Source organism: Bradyrhizobium sp. YCK136 (assembly GCF_044570075.1).
GTDB lineage: Bacteria > Pseudomonadota > Alphaproteobacteria > Rhizobiales > Xanthobacteraceae > Bradyrhizobium > Bradyrhizobium diazoefficiens.
Genome location: NZ_CP172424.1, coordinates 9,196,506 through 9,212,114, shown reverse-complemented (window position 1 = coordinate 9,212,114; position 15,609 = coordinate 9,196,506). Strand labels below are relative to the sequence as shown.

Sequence of the window (15,609 nt, the reverse complement as noted above, 5' to 3'; positions counted from 1 at the left end):
CACCAATAATGCCGATCGCGTCGCGGTCGTAACCAATAGCTGCAATCAGGAGGCTCCCATGGCAGATGCCTACATCTACGACCACGTCCGAACCCCGCGCGGCCGCGGCAAGGCGGACGGCGCGCTGCACGAAGTTACCGCGCTGGCGCTCGCCGCGGTGCCGTTGAAGGCGCTGAAGGACCGCAACAACCTGCCGGAAGATTGCGTCGACGACGTCGTGCTCGGCGTGGTCGATCCCGTCGGTGAAGCAGGCAGCGACATCGCGCGTTTCGCCGCGCTGAAGGCGGGCCTCGGCGAAGCCGTGCCAGGCGTGCAGATCAGCCGCTTCTGCGCCTCCGGTCTCGATGCCGTGAACTTTGCCGCCGCGCAGGTGATGAGCGGTCAGCATGAGCTCGTCATCGGCGGCGGTGCCGAATCGATGAGCCGCGTCGGCATCGGCGCCTCCGGCGGCGCCTGGCCGATGGATCCCTCGATGGCGGTGCCCGCCTATTTCATGCCGCAGGGCGTCTCGGCCGATCTGATCGCGACGAAGTACGGCTTCTCGCGTGACGACGTCGACGCTTACGCCGTGCAGAGCCAGCAGCGCGCCGGCAAGGCCTGGGACGAAGGCCGCTTCAACAAGTCGGTCGTGCCGGTGAAGGACATCAACGGCCTCACCATCCTCGCCAAGGACGAGCACATGCGTCCCGCGACGACGATGCAGTCGCTGGCGCAGCTTCAGCCGGCGTTCACGATGATGGCGCAGATGGGCGGCTTCGACGGCGTCGCGGTGCAGTCGCACCCCGAAATCGAGCGCGTCAATTACGTGCACCACGCCGGCAACTCGTCGGGCATCGTCGACGGCGCCGGCGCCGTGCTGCTCGGCAGCAAGGACGCGGGCAGCAAATACGGTCTGAAGCCGCGCGCAAAAATCCGCGCGTTTGCGAACATCGGCTCCGAGCCCGCGATGATGCTGACCGGTCCGGTCGACGTCACCGAGAAGCTGTTCGCGCGCTCCGGCATGAAGAAGTCGGACATCGATTTGTTCGAGCTCAACGAGGCCTTCGCCTCGGTCGTGCTGCGCTACATCCAGGCCTTCGATATCGACAACGCCAAGATCAACGTCAACGGCGGCGCGATCGCGCTCGGCCATCCGCTCGGCGCGACCGGTGCGATGATCCTCGGGACCGTGCTCGACGAGCTCGAGCGCACCAACAAGTCCACTGCGCTGGTGACGCTGTGCATCGGCGGCGGCATGGGCACCGCGACCATCATCGAGCGCGTCTAAGGCGAAGGGGAGCAACCAACATGGCTTACAAGAATTTCAAGGTTGAAACCGACGCCGACGGCATCGCGCTCGTCACCTGGGACATCCCGGGCCGTTCGATGAACGTGCTCGACGAAACCTCGACCAGCGAGCTCGATGCGATCGTCAAGGCGACCACCGCCGACGCCGCGGTGAAGGGCATCGTCATCACCTCGGCCAAGGAGGCGTTCTGCGCCGGCGCCGATCTGTCGATGCTCGAGGGCATGAACCAGGCCTACGCCAAGGTCTTCAGGGAGCAGGGCGAGACCGCCGCGAACCAGATGCTGTTCGAGCAGAGCCGGCGCTTCTCCCAGGTGCTGCGCTCGATCGAGACCTCCAGCAAGCCGTGGGCGGCCGCGATCAACGGCCTCGCGCTCGGCGGCGGTTTCGAGATCACGCTGTGCTGCCACTATCGCGTGGCGGCGGAAAATCCCAAGACGCGCCTCGGCCTGCCCGAGGTCAAGGTCGGCCTGTTCCCCGGCGCCGGAGGCACGCAGCGCGTGCCGCGCCTGGTGCCGCCGCAGGACGCGATGACCATTCTGCTCAAGGGCGATCCGGTCACGGTCGAGAAGGCCAAGGCACTCAATCTGATCCACGCCATCGTTCCGGCCGCTGACCTTATCAAGGCCGCGAAAGACTGGATCAAGGGCGGTGGCAAGGCCGTCGCGCCCTGGGACGAGAAGGGCTTCAAGCTGCCCGGCGGTCCGGTGTTCTCCAAGGCCGGCATGATGATGTTCCCGGCCGGCAACGCGATCTATCGCCGCGAGACCTACGACAACTATCCGGCCGCGCGCGCGATCATGAGCTGCGTCTATGAGGGCCTGCAGCTGCCGATCGACGCCGCGCTCCGTGTGGAGTCGCGCTACTTCACCTCGGTGCTGCGCTCCAAGGAAGCGGCCGCGATGATCCGCAGCCTGTTCCTGTCGATGCAGGAGCTCAACAAGGGCGCGCGTCGTCCGAAGGACGTGCCCGCAACCAAGGTGAAGAAGATCGCCGTGATCGGCGCCGGCTTCATGGGCGCGAGCGTCGGCTACGTCTCCGCGCGTGCCGGCCTCGACGTCGTCCTGATCGATCGCGACCAGGAAAGCGCCGACAAGGGCAAGGCGCATGCGCAGAAGGTGATCGAGGAGCAGATCAAGAAGGGCCGCGCCAAGCCCAATGATGCCGAAGCGCTGCTCGCGCGCATCACGCCGACCGCGGACTATTCCACGCTCAAGGACGTCGACCTCGTCATCGAGGCCGTGTTCGAGGACCGCAAGGTCAAGGCGGAGACGTTCGCCAAGGCGCAGGAATATCTGAAGCCGGACGTGATCTTCGCGTCGAACACCTCGACGCTGCCGATCACCTCGCTCGCGGAAGCCTTCAAGGACCAGGGCAAGTTCGTCGGCATCCATTTCTTCTCGCCGGTCGAGAAGATGATGCTGGTCGAGATCATCCTCGGCAAGAACACTGGCGATGTCGCGCTCGCGACCGCGCTCGACTATGTCCGGCAGATCGGCAAGACGCCGATCGTGGTCAACGACAGCCGTGGCTTCTTCGCCAACCGTTGCGTCGGCCGCTACGTCGCCGAAGGCAACGAGATGTTCCTGGAAGGCGTGCCGCCGGCGATGATCGAGAACTGCGCCAAGATGGCCGGCATGCCGGTCGGCCCGCTCTCGCTGTCGGACGAAGTCGCGCTCGACCTCGGCCTCAAGATCATGAAGGCGACCGAAGCCGATCTCGGTCCGAACGCCATCAACCCCGATCAGAAGAAGCTGATGGTGGAGATGGTCGAGAAGCAGGGCCGACTCGGCCGCAAGAACAGCAAGGGCTTCTACGACTATCCCGAGAAGGGCAAGGGTCAGAAGAGCCTGTGGCCGGGCCTCTCGGCGCTCCAGCCGAAGCAGCTCGACCCCGACACGCTCGACGTCGAGGAGCTGAAGCAGCGCTTCCTGGTGGTGCAGGCGGTGGAAGCCGCGCGCACGGTGGAGGACCACGTCATCACCGATCCGCGCGAAGCGGATGTCGGCTCGATCCTCGGCTTCGGCTTCGCGCCGTTCACCGGCGGCACGCTGTCCTACATCGACTTCATGGGCGCGAAGAAGTTCGTCGAGCTCTGCCACAAGCTGGAAGCGAAATACGGCTCGCGCTTCACGCCGCCGAAGCTCCTTGAGGAGATGGCGGCGAAGGGCGAAACCTTCTACGGCCGCTTCGCGCCGAAGAAGGCGGCGGCCTGATCACCCAAGGCCATTTGAGAAAAAAGGCCGGATCGTCGATCCGGCCTTTTTGTTTGGGGAGACGTCATCACGGTTGCGTCAGGAGGTTCCCGATCTGTGGAACCGGTCACAGAATTCGCGTAGGAACCGTGCCAGAGTCCCCGCTGCCGCGGTGTCGCGCAATTGTCATAGGCGCGCCAAAGCGGCGCCGTTCTTTTGCTCGGCCCTGGCACTAGTCTTGCTGCGGGTCAGGGTCACGAACCCGGTTGGGACGCTTGCCGATCCATCGGCGAGTTGAAGAGAAAATAAGAAAGTGTCCTTGATGAACTCCTTGGTGCTGCGGAAGACCGCGCTTGGCCGCGATCTCACCGAGAAATACACTGTTGCGCCCGCGAATGGCCGTCTCTCGCCGCAACAAAAGCCGGCGCGCCTGCGCCGCAAGGGCCCGGTGCTTTGGGCAGCCTTGGCGTTACTTGTGCTCGCGGTGGATTTTCTGCTCGCCTGTCTCGCCTGGCTCGCCGTCGATTTCGTCATGGGATGAGACGTGGCGCGCGTGCAGCACATAGGCTGCCGCGAAATAGGCTAGCTGGCAGACGGCAAGACAGATGGCAATGACGATCACGCCGGCCATCATCCCGAATTCGTAAGCGCGCAGAATTATCGCCGAGAACACTGCGATCAACGGTGAGATCACAACCAGCGCCCAGATCTTGAAAACGCAACCTGTCGCGATTCCCACCAACGCACTTGCGACGATCAGGACGAAGGCAATCGTCAAGTTCAACTCCGATGAGAGCCCAAAAAATCTTCAAACAATTCAGCCAAGCTCGCCCGCTTTGCGAGTGCTGACAAGACAGCACTACTTACGTTTGGCGAACAGTAGTTCATAAGTCAAACTAAGGTACGATGATCCGGCGCAATGGGTTCGCTACCGCGCCGCCCGGCAGCATAAAAAGAAAGGCCGAATCGTCGGTCCGGCCTTTCGCTGCCTGCGTCTTGCGAGCGCTTACTTTGCCTGCGCGAGGCCTTCCTTCCTCAGCGCCTCCTGCACCTGCGGCCGTGCCGCGACGCGGGTCTTGTAGGCGGTGAGGTTGGGCATCGCCGAAAGATCAAACTTCATCCGGTCGGCCCAGGTCAGCATCGTGAAGAGATAGCCGTCGGCAACCGTGAACTGCTTGCCCATCAGGTAGTCGCGGCCGGCGAGCTGGCTGTCGATGTATTTCAGCTTGCCCATGACGCGGTCCTTGAAGAACGCCTTGGCCTCGTCGTTCAGCGCCGGCGCGAACATCGGGCCGAAGCTCTTGTGCACCTCCGAGGTGAGGAAGTTCAGCCATTCGAGCAGCTTGTAGCGCTCGGCGCTGCCGTGGGCCGGCGCCAGCGCCTTGGCAGAAGCCTGGTCGGCGATCATCTGGACAATCACCGGGCCTTCGGTCACGATCTCACCGCTGTCGAGCCCCAGCGCAGGGACCTGCCCCTTGGGGTTCAGCTTCAGATAATCCTCACCATTTTCGAGCTTCTTGGCCCGGATATCGACCTTGACCAGCTCGTAGGGCAGGCCGGCTTCGAGGAGTGCGATGTGGGGGGACAGGGAGCAGGCGCCGGGCGAGTAATAGAGTTTCATGGAATTTCCTCCTCTTGATGCTTGGCTTGGGCGAATGAACGCCTACATGCAGCTGCATGCAATAGTCAAGATTGATGCAGGTGCATCGAGTAGGGTAAGAGACGGGCGACGAGTTTGAGCGGGACCATGAAACGCAAGCCATCGACCGAGGCAACCGCCGCCTGGATCCGCCTGATGCGGGTGCAGAGCCGCGTGCTCGACTGCGTCGAGCAGGACCTGAAGAAGGCGGGGTTCCCGCCGCTGGCCTGGTATGACGCGCTGCTCGAACTGTCCCGCGCGCCCTCCGGCGAGTTGCGGCCGGTGGAACTCGAACGGCAGATGCTGATCCCGCAATACTCCACCTCGCGCCTGATCGACCGCCTAGTCGATGAGGGCCTTGCCTCGCGGCGCGAATGCAAGATCGACAAGCGCGGACAGTTCGTCGAGATCACGGAAGCCGGCCGCGAGTTGCAGAAGCGGATGTGGAGTGCCTATTCCGCTGCGATCGAGAAATATGTCGGCTCGAAGCTGTCCGATGCCGATGCCGTCAAGCTCAGCGGCCTGCTCGACCGGCTGGGCTGCTCGTGCGGCGAGATGAAGCTTCCGCCCGTCGCCAACGTCAACGAAAGCACGCCGCCGCGATGATCGCGCGGCAAACCAGCACGTCCGCGCGCCCGTCGGTTCGCGGACCATCCCTGTCACCCGCGCATTCGGTCGAAGCGCTTTTGATTAGAGTTTGATATGGCGCGAGACCAGATCGATATGACGCCGTTGCAATCGCGCGACGAGCTCGTTGCGTGGTTCGAGGAAGGCTGCAAGGACCCGTCCGAATTCCGCATGGGCACCGAGCACGAGAAGACGCCTTTCACGCTTGAGGGGCACCGCCCGGTGCCTTACGAAGGCGCACGCGGCATCGGCGCGCTGCTCGAGGGCATGAAGCTCCTGCTCGGCTGGGAGCCGATCATGGAGAAGGGCAACATCATCGGCCTCTACGACGTCACCGGCGGCGGCGCGATCTCGCTCGAGCCGGGCGGACAGTTCGAGCTTTCCGGTGCGCCGGTCGAAAACGTGCACCAGACCCAGAGCGAGCTGATGGCGCATCTGGCGCAGGTGCGCGAGATCGCAGCGCCGCTCGGCATCGGCTTCCTCGGGCTCGGCATGACGCCGTCCTGGTCGCGCACCGACATCCCGGTGATGCCCAAGGGCCGCTACAAGATCATGACCAACTACATGCCGAAGGTCGGCCAGTACGGCCTCGACATGATGTACCGGACCTGTACGGTGCAGACCAATCTCGACTTCTCCTCCGAAGCCGACATGGTCAAGAAGCTGCGTGTGTCGCTCGCGCTCCAGCCGGTCGCAACCGCGCTGTTCGCAAATTCGCCGTTCACCGAAGGCAAGCCGAACGGATTCCTCTCCTTCCGCTCCGAGATCTGGCGCGACACGGACAATGCGCGCGCGGGCATGATGCCCTGGGCGTTCGAGGACGGCATGGGCTTCGAGCGCTATGTCGACTACGCGCTCGACGTGCCCATGTATTTCGTCAAGCGCGGCGAAGACTACATCGACGTCTCGGGCTCCTCGTTCCGCGCCTTCTTCGACGGCCGCAACAACAATCTTCCCGGCGAGCGGCCGACATTGTCGGACTGGGCCAACCATCTCTCGACGATCTTCCCGGAAGTGCGGCTGAAGCGCTATCTCGAGATGCGCGGCTCCGACGGCGGACCGTGGGGCCGTCTGCCGGCGCTGCCGGCGTTCTGGGTCGGGCTGCTCTATGACGATGTGTCGCTCGATGCCGCCTGGGACATGGTGAAGCACTGGAGCGCGCATGAGCGCCAGGCCCTGCGCGACGACGTGCCGCGCTTCGGCTTCAAGGCGCGGATCAAGGACCGCTATCTGTTCGAGATCGCCAAGGAATGCCTCGTTCTGGCACATGCCGGCCTGCGCCGGCGCGGCCGGATCGACCAGCTCGGCCGCGACGAAACGCGGCATTTGGAGCCGCTCGACCGCATTATCGATTCCGGCCGCACGCCGGCCGAGGAAATGCTCGAGAAGTTCAACGGCCCCTGGAAGGGCTCCGTGGAACCGGCCTACGCGGAGTACGCGTTCTAGACCAACAGGCCAACGACCGGGACTTAAGCCGTTCATCGCCCATACAGGTTTGCGGCGATCAAATGACCGGCTGAAAAAACCTGAGCGTCGTCAATAACTCGAAAGCTGTTCTGATGGGGAAGGGCCGCCTGTCCGTCATGGCAAGGGTCTTGGCAAGCGTCGTGGCATGCGCCGCGCTGCTCTCGCTCGTGCTTGCGAGCTGGCCTGCGCGCGCCCAGACGGCATTCGACCGGCCCGGCGGTGACTATTTCAGCACGCCGGTCACATCTGGCGACCCCGAGGATTGCGCGCTGCTGTGCGAGCGCGACCGCCGTTGCCGCTCGTGGAGCTTCAGCTATCCCGACATCGACGGCGCCGCGGCGGTGTGCTGGCTCAAGAACACGGTGCCGCCGCGCGTGCCGGGCAATTGCTGCATCTCCGGTGTGCGCGGCGCCGGCGTGATCGAGCCGCGCGTCGAAGGCGTGGAGACCTCGATCGACCGCCCCGGTGGCGACCTGCGCAATTTTGAACTCAAGGACGGCGAAGGCGAGGAGGCGTGCAAGGCCGCCTGCACCGCCGACAACAAATGCCGCGCCTTCACCTATGCCCGCCCCGGCTACACCGGCCGCGAGGCACGCTGCTTCCTGAAAAAGGAGATCAAGCCGCCGCGCCGCAAGGCGGGGTTCACGTCGGGCGTGGTGCGGTAGGATTTAGCTAACGTCGAATACACGGTCGTCATGCCCGGGCTTGTCCCGGGCATCCACGTCGTTTCTCCATCGCGGCTGCGCGTGGATGGCCGGGTCAAGCCCGGCCATGACGTGGCGAGGCATCTCACTCCGCCGCAATGACCGTGAGCTCCGGCCACAGCGCCTTCCATCGCGCGGCCTTCGCCGCGTAATTGGCAATGGAAAAATTCTGTGCCCGATTGGGCCGCACGATCAATCGCGCGACGTCGTCGAACCCGTGCGGCGCATAGACGTCGAAGCTCCCGCCCGCGGGTTGGATACCGAGCTGGGTATTCTCCGTCAGGAAGCGGTCGATGCCGTCGGTTGAACGCGTCAACGGCGGATAGGGCAGGCCGTGCTTGTCGGGGTACCACAGATGCACGCGCGCCTGATTGCGGATCTCGACCTTGACGCCGAGATGCGCCAGCCGTGCCTGCAGCTTGCGGATCACCGCGTCTTCCGCCTCCCACGACGTATCGGGATCGAAATAGAACACGTCGTAGTCGGCGATGCCGTGATCGACGGCGCGGCCCGTGAGCACGTTCCACACCGTCTGCACCAGGCAACCTGCGACCAGCCACGCATCCGGAAGGGCGAGCCGCGCGAGTTCGTCGATGATCGTAACGTTGACGGGATTTCTCAGCGCGAGCGCGAGGAATTCGTCGCGGTTCATCGTGAGGTGAGGAGACTTCCGGTCAATGCACGGCGGTGAAGAACCGCGCGAGGCGGAAACCGGACAGCCAGGTCCACACTGGCTGGCCGCGCATGCCGAGGTCCCAGGAGCCGAGCACGGCATCCGCGCGTCCGACCAGATTGTCGATCGGCAGCAGACCGACGCCGCCGGAGCGCAAGGGAACGCGGCTGTCGGCGGAGTTGTCGCGGTTATCGCCGAGCACGAAGAGATGTCCGGCCGGCACCGTCGCCTCCGGCGTGTTGTCGAGCGGGCCATTGTCGCGCATCTTGAAGATCAGGTGCGAGACGCCGTTCGGCAGCGTCTCGACATAGCGGTAGGCAGGCTCGCTGCCGCCATTGTCGTCCTCGGCGGCGCCGATGCCGTCGGGCTTGAGCTCGGCGGGCCGGTCGTTGATGAAGAGCTGGCCCTGCCGCATCTGGATGCGGTCGCCGGGAAGACCCACCACGCGCTTGACCCAGGCCTGCGAGCGATCGCCGGGCCAGCGGAACACCACGACGTCGCCCTGCTTCGGCGTCTCCGCGAACACGCGGCCGCTCTCGGGCAGGTTGATCTGGATCGGCAGCGACGAGGTGCCGTAGCCGTAGGGGAATTTCGAGGCGAGCAGGGCGTCGCCGATCAGCAGCGTCGGCTCCATCGAGCCCGACGGCACGTAAAACGGCTCAGCGAGCGCGCCCTTAGCGATGAACACCGCGGCGACGATGCCGGCGAGTTGCACCAGTTGCCCGCCCCAGCCGCTGCTCTTCCGCTTGGTGGTGGTCGCAGTCATCTTCTCAACACTCATGCGCCTGTTCCACCCACCGTAATGCGTTCCATCAGAAGCGACGGCTGGCCGACGCCAACCGGCACGCCCTGGCCGTTCTTGCCGCAGGTGCCGATGCCGGTATCGAGCGCGAGATCGTTGCCGATCATGCGGATGCGATGCAAATCGGTCGGCCCGTTGCCGATCAACATGGCGCCCTTCAGCGGGGCGCCGATCTTGCCGTTCTCGATCTTGTAGGCCTCGGTGCACTGGAACACGTATTTGCCCGAGGTGATGTCGACCTGGCCGCCGCCGAAATTCGCGGCGAAGACGCCGTTCTTCACCGACGCCAGGATCTCGGCCGGATCGCGATCGCCCGCGAGCATGTAGGTGTTGGTCATGCGCGGCATCGGCACATGGGCATAGCCCTGGCGGCGGCCGTTGCCGGTCGGCTTCATGTTCATCAGCCGCGCGTTCTGGCGATCCTGCATGTAGCCGACCAGGATGCCGTCCTCGATCAGCACGGTGCGATTGGTCGGCGTGCCCTCGTCGTCGATCGAGAGCGAGCCGCGGCGCGAGGCAATAGTGCCGTCGTCGACCACGGTGACGCCCTTGGCCGCGGCCTGCTGGCCCATCAGGCCGGCAAAGGCCGAGGTCCTCTTGCGGTTGAAGTCGCCTTCGAGCCCGTGGCCGACCGCTTCATGCAGCATCACGCCGGGCCAGCCTGCGCCAAGCACGACGTCCATCTCGCCGGCAGGGGCGGGAATGGACTCCAGGTTGACCAGCGCCTCGCGCAGCGCGCCGTCGGCGGCGTCGCGCCAGTTCTTGCTCTCGATGAATTCGGCATAGCCGGCGCGGCCGCCATAGCCCTTGCTGCCGCTCTCCTGGCGGTCGCCCTGGCCGGCGACGACGGAGATGTTGACGCGCACCAGCGGGCGGATGTCGCGATAGCTCTCGCCGTCGGGCCGAAGGATCTCGACCACCTGCCAGGTCGCGCCCAGGCTGACGCTGACCTGCCGCACCCGCGGATCCTTGTCGCGCAGATAGGCGTCGATCTCGGCGAGCAGCTTGACTTTGGTCTCGAAGCCCGGCGCATCGAGCGGGTTGTCGTCGCCATAGAGGCGCACATTGGTATGCGGGGGAGGAGCCGAAAAGCTGCCGGAGTAGCCGCCGCGCACGGCCGCAACCGCGTCGGCGGCGCGAATCAGCGCCGGCAGCGACACGTCGGAGGAATGGGCGTAGCCGACCGCGTCGTCCTTGACGGCGCGCAGGCCAAAACCCTGGGAGGTGTCGTAGGTCGCCTGCTTCAGCCGCCCATTGTCGAACATCAGCGCTTCGGTCTGGCTGTACTCCAGGAACAGCTCGCCGTCGTCGGCGCCGGCAAGCCCGCGCGCGACCTCGTGGCGAACCTGGTCGCGGTCGAGATTGGCGCGGTCGAGCAGGGAGGTTGTGGCGGGATTGGTCATGTGTCCGTCCATTATCTGGAGATGTGGGGCAAGATAATGGTTTCAGACCAGTTCCGCGAGGGCGCGAAGCCTCACATTACGGAAACAATAGGTCCAGCTGCCTACGGCAGCTTGTCGTACCCCTCACCCAGTCCGTTCAGGCTGAGCGGGAAGCCGATGCCTTCTTCCGGCGTCTCGAAGATGATGAAGGTCGCGGTCTTGGCGGTGCGGAGCTGGCCGAGCAGCTTGTCGTCCATGACGACCTCGGCGACGCAGCCATTGGGCAGGCAGCGCACGAAGCCGGCGCGGCCGACGTCCTGATTGTCGAGCTTCAGCCCGAGGCCGGAGGGCAGCAGGACGCCGAGGGGGGCGACCACGCGCATCAGGCGGCTCTTCTGGTCGGCGGTCTTGAGCACGATCACGGTCAGGCCGGCATTGGAGCGGTCTTCGGCCACGACGCTCTGGATCAGGGCGCATTGCTCGGCCTGGGCGCCCGGCGGGGTGTCGCAGCGGATCTGCCAGTCGCCATGGACGGAGCGCACCGCGCCCTGCGCATGGGCGAGGCTGGGTAAAGCAAGGAGAAGGGCGGCGGCCAGAAGGCCGATCAGCGCGTTGAGGCTGCTATCCGGCCTTGCCATGCATCTCGAAAGCCCCATCGGGGTCGGTCCCTCTGCTCGCTTGGGTCGCTTGCGCGGGTGGACTGATACGGAAATGACGGCGTCTTGAAGGCAATTCCCAAGCAAATTCCGCGCCGCCGAGGCCGCCGCCGCCGGCACGAATCAGGTTCCTGTGCGGCCGTTCGCCCTGTGCCTACAACGGGCAATTCCGCTGTCAAGCCGCAGCATCCCGGGAAACGGTATTTTTGTCTGATGTTACTAGGAAATATCTTGCGGGTGATCGCTGGCAGATGGGGTTCAAGACTGCATTGCGATAGATCAAGAATTATGGTTTGAGAAGCTTGATTTCGGCGTTCTAGCGATCTGGCCCCAATTCCTCTTAGAGGTATTCTTGAGTGGCGGTTTGTCAGACGGACGGATCGAATAAGCGTTTCCCGGAAATAGGGGGACGCGCCTGGGGTGATTTCGTAAGGGGAGCGCGAACGGCATGAGGATGTCGAAGGGCCGGGTAGGCCGGCATTTGCTGGGATTGGCCGTAGCTGGTCTGACACTGGCGACGGGCAGCGTGGCATTTGCCGAGCTTGGGCAGCCGGCGCCATGGGAGTGGACGCTCCAGCAGTCCGGCTCGCCGGTGATGGACAACATCGTCTGGTTCCACAACTTCCTGTTCGTGCTCATCGCGCTGATTACGCTGTTCGTTCTGGCGCTGCTGGTGGTCGTGGTCATCAAGTTCAACGCGAGGGCCAATCCGGTGCCGTCGCGGACCACCCACAACACGCTGATCGAGGTGGCCTGGACGCTGGTTCCGGTGCTGATCCTGGTCGGCATCTCGGTGCCGTCGTTCCGCCTGCTGTTCCTGGAGCTCGACGTGCCGAAGGCGGACCTGACCATCAAGGCGACCGGCAAGCAGTGGTACTGGTCCTACGCCTATCCCGACAACGGCAAGTTCGAGTTCGACTCGCTGATGGCCCAGGACAAGCAGCCCCGCCTGCTCGGCGTCGACAACGAGATGGTGGTGCCGGTCAACAAGGTGATTCGTGTTCAGGTGACCGGTGCGGACGTCATCCACGCCTTCGCGCTGCCGGCGTTCGGCGTGAAGATCGACGCCATTCCGGGGCGACTGAACGAAACCTGGTTCAAGGCCGCCAAGACCGGCATGTTCTACGGCCAATGCTCGGAGCTCTGCGGCAAGGATCACGCCTTCATGCCGATCGCGATTCGCGTCGTGGAAGACAAGGAATTCGCCTCCTGGGTCGAAACGGCGAAGAAGAAGTTTGCGAGCGGTGGCACCGGCACCTACGCCTCCGCGGCCGGCCCGACGCAGTAGGCGTCGGGTAAAGGCTCGAGGGGACTGAAAGCGACATAAAGGGCGGGGCCTCCAAAGGTCCGATTGGGACGCAAGGCAGGATTTGAAAATGGCAACCAGCGCAGCGGCACACGGCGATCACGCGCAAGACCACGGACATGACGAGCACGCCCATCCGACCGGATGGCGACGCTACGTCTATTCGACCAACCACAAGGACATCGGCACGATGTACCTGATCTTCGCGGTCATCGCCGGCGTCATCGGTGCCGCGATGTCGATCGCGATCCGTGCCGAGCTGATGTATCCGGGCGTGCAGATCTTCCACGAGACGCACACCTACAACGTCTTCGTGACCTCCCACGGCCTGATCATGATCTTCTTCATGGTCATGCCGGCGATGATCGGCGGCTTCGGCAACTGGTTCGTGCCGCTGATGATCGGCGCGCCCGACATGGCGTTCCCGCGCATGAACAACATCTCGTTCTGGCTGCTGCCGGCCTCGTTCGGGTTGCTGCTGATGTCGACCTTCGTCGAGGGTGAGCCGGGCGCCAACGGCGTCGGCGCCGGCTGGACCATGTATGTGCCGCTGTCGAGCTCGGGTCATCCCGGCCCGGCCGTCGACTTCGCGATCCTGTCGCTCCATCTGGCGGGCGCCTCGTCGATCCTCGGCGCCATCAACTTCATCACCACGATCTTCAACATGCGCGCGCCGGGCATGACCCTGCACAAGATGCCGCTGTTCGTGTGGTCGATCCTGGTGACGGTGTTCCTGCTGCTGTTGTCGCTGCCGGTGCTTGCCGGTGCGATCACCATGCTGCTCACCGACCGCAATTTCGGCACGACCTTCTTCGCGCCCGACGGCGGCGGCGACCCCGTGCTGTTCCAGCACCTGTTCTGGTTCTTCGGCCATCCCGAGGTGTACATCCTGATCCTGCCCGGCTTCGGCATGATCAGCCAGATCGTCTCCACCTTCTCGCGCAAGCCCGTGTTCGGCTATCTCGGCATGGCCTACGCCATGGTCGCGATCGGCGGCATCGGCTTCGTGGTGTGGGCGCACCACATGTACACGGTCGGCATGTCGTCGGCGACGCAGGCCTATTTCGTCGCGGCGACGATGGTGATCGCGGTTCCGACCGGCGTGAAGATCTTCTCGTGGATCGCCACGATGTGGGGCGGCTCGATCGAATTCCGCGCGCCGATGATCTGGGCCGTGGGCTTCATCTTCCTGTTCACGGTCGGTGGCGTCACCGGCGTCGTGCTGGCGAATGCCGGCGTCGACCGCGTGCTCCAGGAGACCTACTACGTCGTCGCGCACTTCCACTACGTGCTGTCGCTCGGTGCGGTGTTCGCGATCTTCGCCGGCTGGTACTACTGGTTCCCGAAGATGACGGGCTACATGTACAATGAGACGCTGGCGAAGGCGCACTTCTGGGTCACCTTCATCGGCGTGAATCTGGTGTTCTTCCCGCAGCACTTCCTCGGCCTGTCGGGCATGCCGCGCCGCTACGTCGACTATCCCGACGCCTTCGCCGGCTGGAACCTGGTCTCGTCGGTCGGCTCCTACATTTCCGGCTTCGGCGTCCTGATCTTCCTCTATTGCGTGATCGATGCCTTTGCGAAAAAGGTGCCGGCTGGCGACAATCCGTGGGGTGCCGGCGCGACCACGCTGGAGTGGACGCTGCCCTCGCCGCCGCCCTTCCATCAGTTCGAAGTGCTGCCCCGCGTGCAGTAAGCGAACACCCGCGGCGCCCATGACGGGCGCCGCGGCTCCATAACGAAGCGAGTTGATTTAGTGTCCGTCCTCGACCACAACGCCGTCGACATCAATCCCCGCATCTCCGAAGCGGAGGTGCGCGACTATCTTGCGCTGCTCAAGCCGCGGGTGATGTCGCTGGTGATCTTCACCGCGCTGGTCGGAATGGCGATGGCGCCCGGGCATTTCCACCCGGTGCTGGCGATCACCTCGCTGCTCTGCATCGCCGTCGGCGCCGGCGCCTCCGGGGCGCTCAACATGGCGCTCGAAGGCGATATCGACGCCAAGATGTCGCGCACGGCGAACCGGCCGATTCCGCGTGGCCGCATCACCCGTCCCGAGGCGATGACGTTCGGCATGACGCTCGCCTTCTTCTCGGTGATGACGCTCGGCATCCTCGTCAACTGGATCGCGGGCGCGCTGCTCGCCTTCACCATCTTCTTCTACGTCGTGATCTACACGATGTGGCTGAAGCGCTGGACCGCGCAGAACATCGTGATCGGCGGCGCCGCCGGTGCGTTGCCGCCGGTGGTGGCCTGGGCCGCGGTAACAGGCACGGTCGACGTCGAGCCGCTGCTTCTCTTCGCCATCATCTTCTTCTGGACCCCGCCGCATTTCTGGGCGCTGGCGCTGTTCCGCTCGGACGATTACGCGCGCGCCGGCATTCCGATGCTGCCCAACGTCGCCGGTCCCGATGCGACCCGCCTCCAGATCCTGCTCTACACGATCGTGCTGATCGCGGTGGCCGCCGCGCCCTGGGCGCTCGGCTATTTCGACGCCGTCTACGGTGTCGTCTCGCTGATCCTCGGCGCCGGCATGCTGGTGCTCGCGATCAACGTCTATATGCGCCGCGAGCGCAGCCAGTCGTTGCGCGCCACGCGAAAACTGTTTGCCTTCTCCATCCTTTACCTGTTCGCGCTGTTTGCGACCCTGCTGGCCGAGGTCGTGTTCCGGGCGCTTGCTCCGATGGCAGGGGGCGCATGATCGCGGTGGCGGACAAACCCGAGCCTGATGGAATCGTCCTCACCGAGGCGCAGAAGAAGAGCCGCCGCCAGCGCTCGATCGCGATCGCGCTCGCGCTCGGCGTGCTCGTGGTGCTGTTCTTCGCCGTCACCATGGTCAAGGGACCGGCAGTTCTAGTCCGGCCGATGTAGGG

15 protein-coding genes are annotated in these 15,609 nt (G+C 64.5%); 9 read left to right on the top strand and 6 right to left on the bottom strand.

The window, feature by feature from the left end:
* The first annotated feature begins 58 nt into the window (after nucleotides 1–58).
* The gene (locus tag ACFLEY_RS44625; RefSeq protein ID WP_060909360.1) at nucleotides 59–1,267 is read left to right on the top strand and encodes an acetyl-CoA C-acetyltransferase; all 1,209 of its coding nucleotides are present in this window, start codon (nucleotides 59–61) and stop codon (nucleotides 1,265–1,267) included.
* Nucleotides 1,268–1,287: 20 nt separating this feature from the next.
* Nucleotides 1,288–3,501, top strand: a complete 2,214-nt coding sequence (locus ACFLEY_RS44620; RefSeq protein ID WP_060909359.1) for an FAD-dependent oxidoreductase — start codon at nucleotides 1,288–1,290, stop codon at nucleotides 3,499–3,501.
* 448 nt (nucleotides 3,502–3,949) lie between these two features.
* Here the strand turns inward: ACFLEY_RS44620 and ACFLEY_RS44615 are convergent, their stop codons facing one another.
* Both ACFLEY_RS44615 and gstA read right to left on the bottom strand, forming a co-directional pair.
* Entirely contained in the window at nucleotides 3,950–4,258 is a 309-nt protein-coding gene (locus ACFLEY_RS44615; RefSeq protein ID WP_038965291.1) for a hypothetical protein, read from the bottom strand.
* Between the two features lie 228 nt (nucleotides 4,259–4,486).
* On the bottom strand, nucleotides 4,487–5,101 hold the full coding sequence (gene gstA / locus ACFLEY_RS44610; RefSeq protein WP_011083981.1) for a glutathione transferase GstA: 615 nt from the start codon (nucleotides 5,099–5,101) through the stop codon (nucleotides 4,487–4,489).
* Nucleotides 5,102–5,227: 126 nt separating this feature from the next.
* Here gstA and ACFLEY_RS44605 point away from each other — a divergent pair, with 126 nt between their 5' ends.
* The 3 genes from ACFLEY_RS44605 to ACFLEY_RS44595 all read left to right on the top strand — a co-directional run bounded on the left by ACFLEY_RS44605 (nucleotide 5,228) and on the right by ACFLEY_RS44595 (nucleotide 7,878).
* Nucleotides 5,228–5,725, top strand: a complete 498-nt coding sequence (locus tag ACFLEY_RS44605) for a MarR family winged helix-turn-helix transcriptional regulator (protein WP_011083982.1) — start codon at nucleotides 5,228–5,230, stop codon at nucleotides 5,723–5,725.
* 96 nt (nucleotides 5,726–5,821) lie between these two features.
* Complete coding sequence (locus ACFLEY_RS44600; protein WP_028173709.1) at nucleotides 5,822–7,192, top strand: glutamate--cysteine ligase; 1,371 nt, start codon at nucleotides 5,822–5,824, stop codon at nucleotides 7,190–7,192.
* Between the two features lie 113 nt (nucleotides 7,193–7,305).
* A complete protein-coding gene (locus ACFLEY_RS44595; RefSeq protein WP_028173708.1) occupies nucleotides 7,306–7,878 on the top strand; it encodes a PAN domain-containing protein in 573 nt (190 codons plus the stop codon).
* Between the two features lie 124 nt (nucleotides 7,879–8,002).
* Here the strand turns inward: ACFLEY_RS44595 and ACFLEY_RS44590 are convergent, their stop codons facing one another.
* The 4 genes from ACFLEY_RS44590 to ACFLEY_RS44575 form a co-directional block, all read right to left on the bottom strand.
* Nucleotides 8,003–8,569 (bottom strand): nucleotidyltransferase family protein, encoded by a 567-nt coding sequence (locus ACFLEY_RS44590; protein ID WP_011083985.1) that lies wholly within the window; start codon nucleotides 8,567–8,569, stop codon nucleotides 8,003–8,005.
* Between the two features lie 22 nt (nucleotides 8,570–8,591).
* On the bottom strand, nucleotides 8,592–9,371 hold the full coding sequence (gene lepB / locus ACFLEY_RS44585; protein WP_060909357.1) for a signal peptidase I: 780 nt from the start codon (nucleotides 9,369–9,371) through the stop codon (nucleotides 8,592–8,594).
* Entirely contained in the window at nucleotides 9,368–10,795 is a 1,428-nt protein-coding gene (gene tldD / locus ACFLEY_RS44580; RefSeq protein ID WP_060909356.1) for a metalloprotease TldD, read from the bottom strand. The genes lepB and tldD overlap by 4 nt, the downstream gene beginning before the upstream one ends.
* A 101-nt stretch (nucleotides 10,796–10,896) precedes the next feature.
* Nucleotides 10,897–11,430 (bottom strand): invasion associated locus B family protein, encoded by a 534-nt coding sequence (locus ACFLEY_RS44575; protein ID WP_028173706.1) that lies wholly within the window; start codon nucleotides 11,428–11,430, stop codon nucleotides 10,897–10,899.
* A 448-nt stretch (nucleotides 11,431–11,878) separates the two neighbouring features.
* On the opposite strand from ACFLEY_RS44575, the gene coxB reads away from it, so the two are divergent.
* The 4 genes from coxB to ACFLEY_RS44555 all read left to right on the top strand — a co-directional run bounded on the left by coxB (nucleotide 11,879) and on the right by ACFLEY_RS44555 (nucleotide 15,607).
* A complete protein-coding gene (gene coxB / locus ACFLEY_RS44570) occupies nucleotides 11,879–12,718 on the top strand; it encodes a cytochrome c oxidase subunit II (protein ID WP_060909355.1) in 840 nt (279 codons plus the stop codon).
* 88 nt (nucleotides 12,719–12,806) lie between these two features.
* A complete protein-coding gene (gene ctaD / locus ACFLEY_RS44565) occupies nucleotides 12,807–14,432 on the top strand; it encodes a cytochrome c oxidase subunit I (protein WP_011083990.1) in 1,626 nt (541 codons plus the stop codon).
* Between the two features lie 60 nt (nucleotides 14,433–14,492).
* Nucleotides 14,493–15,437: a heme o synthase gene (locus ACFLEY_RS44560; RefSeq protein ID WP_060909354.1), complete on the top strand. Its 945-nt coding sequence runs from the start codon at nucleotides 14,493–14,495 to the stop codon at nucleotides 15,435–15,437.
* On the top strand, nucleotides 15,434–15,607 hold the full coding sequence (locus ACFLEY_RS44555; RefSeq protein ID WP_011083992.1) for a hypothetical protein: 174 nt from the start codon (nucleotides 15,434–15,436) through the stop codon (nucleotides 15,605–15,607). The genes ACFLEY_RS44560 and ACFLEY_RS44555 overlap by 4 nt, the downstream gene beginning before the upstream one ends.
* Nucleotides 15,608–15,609: the final 2 nt, after the last annotated feature.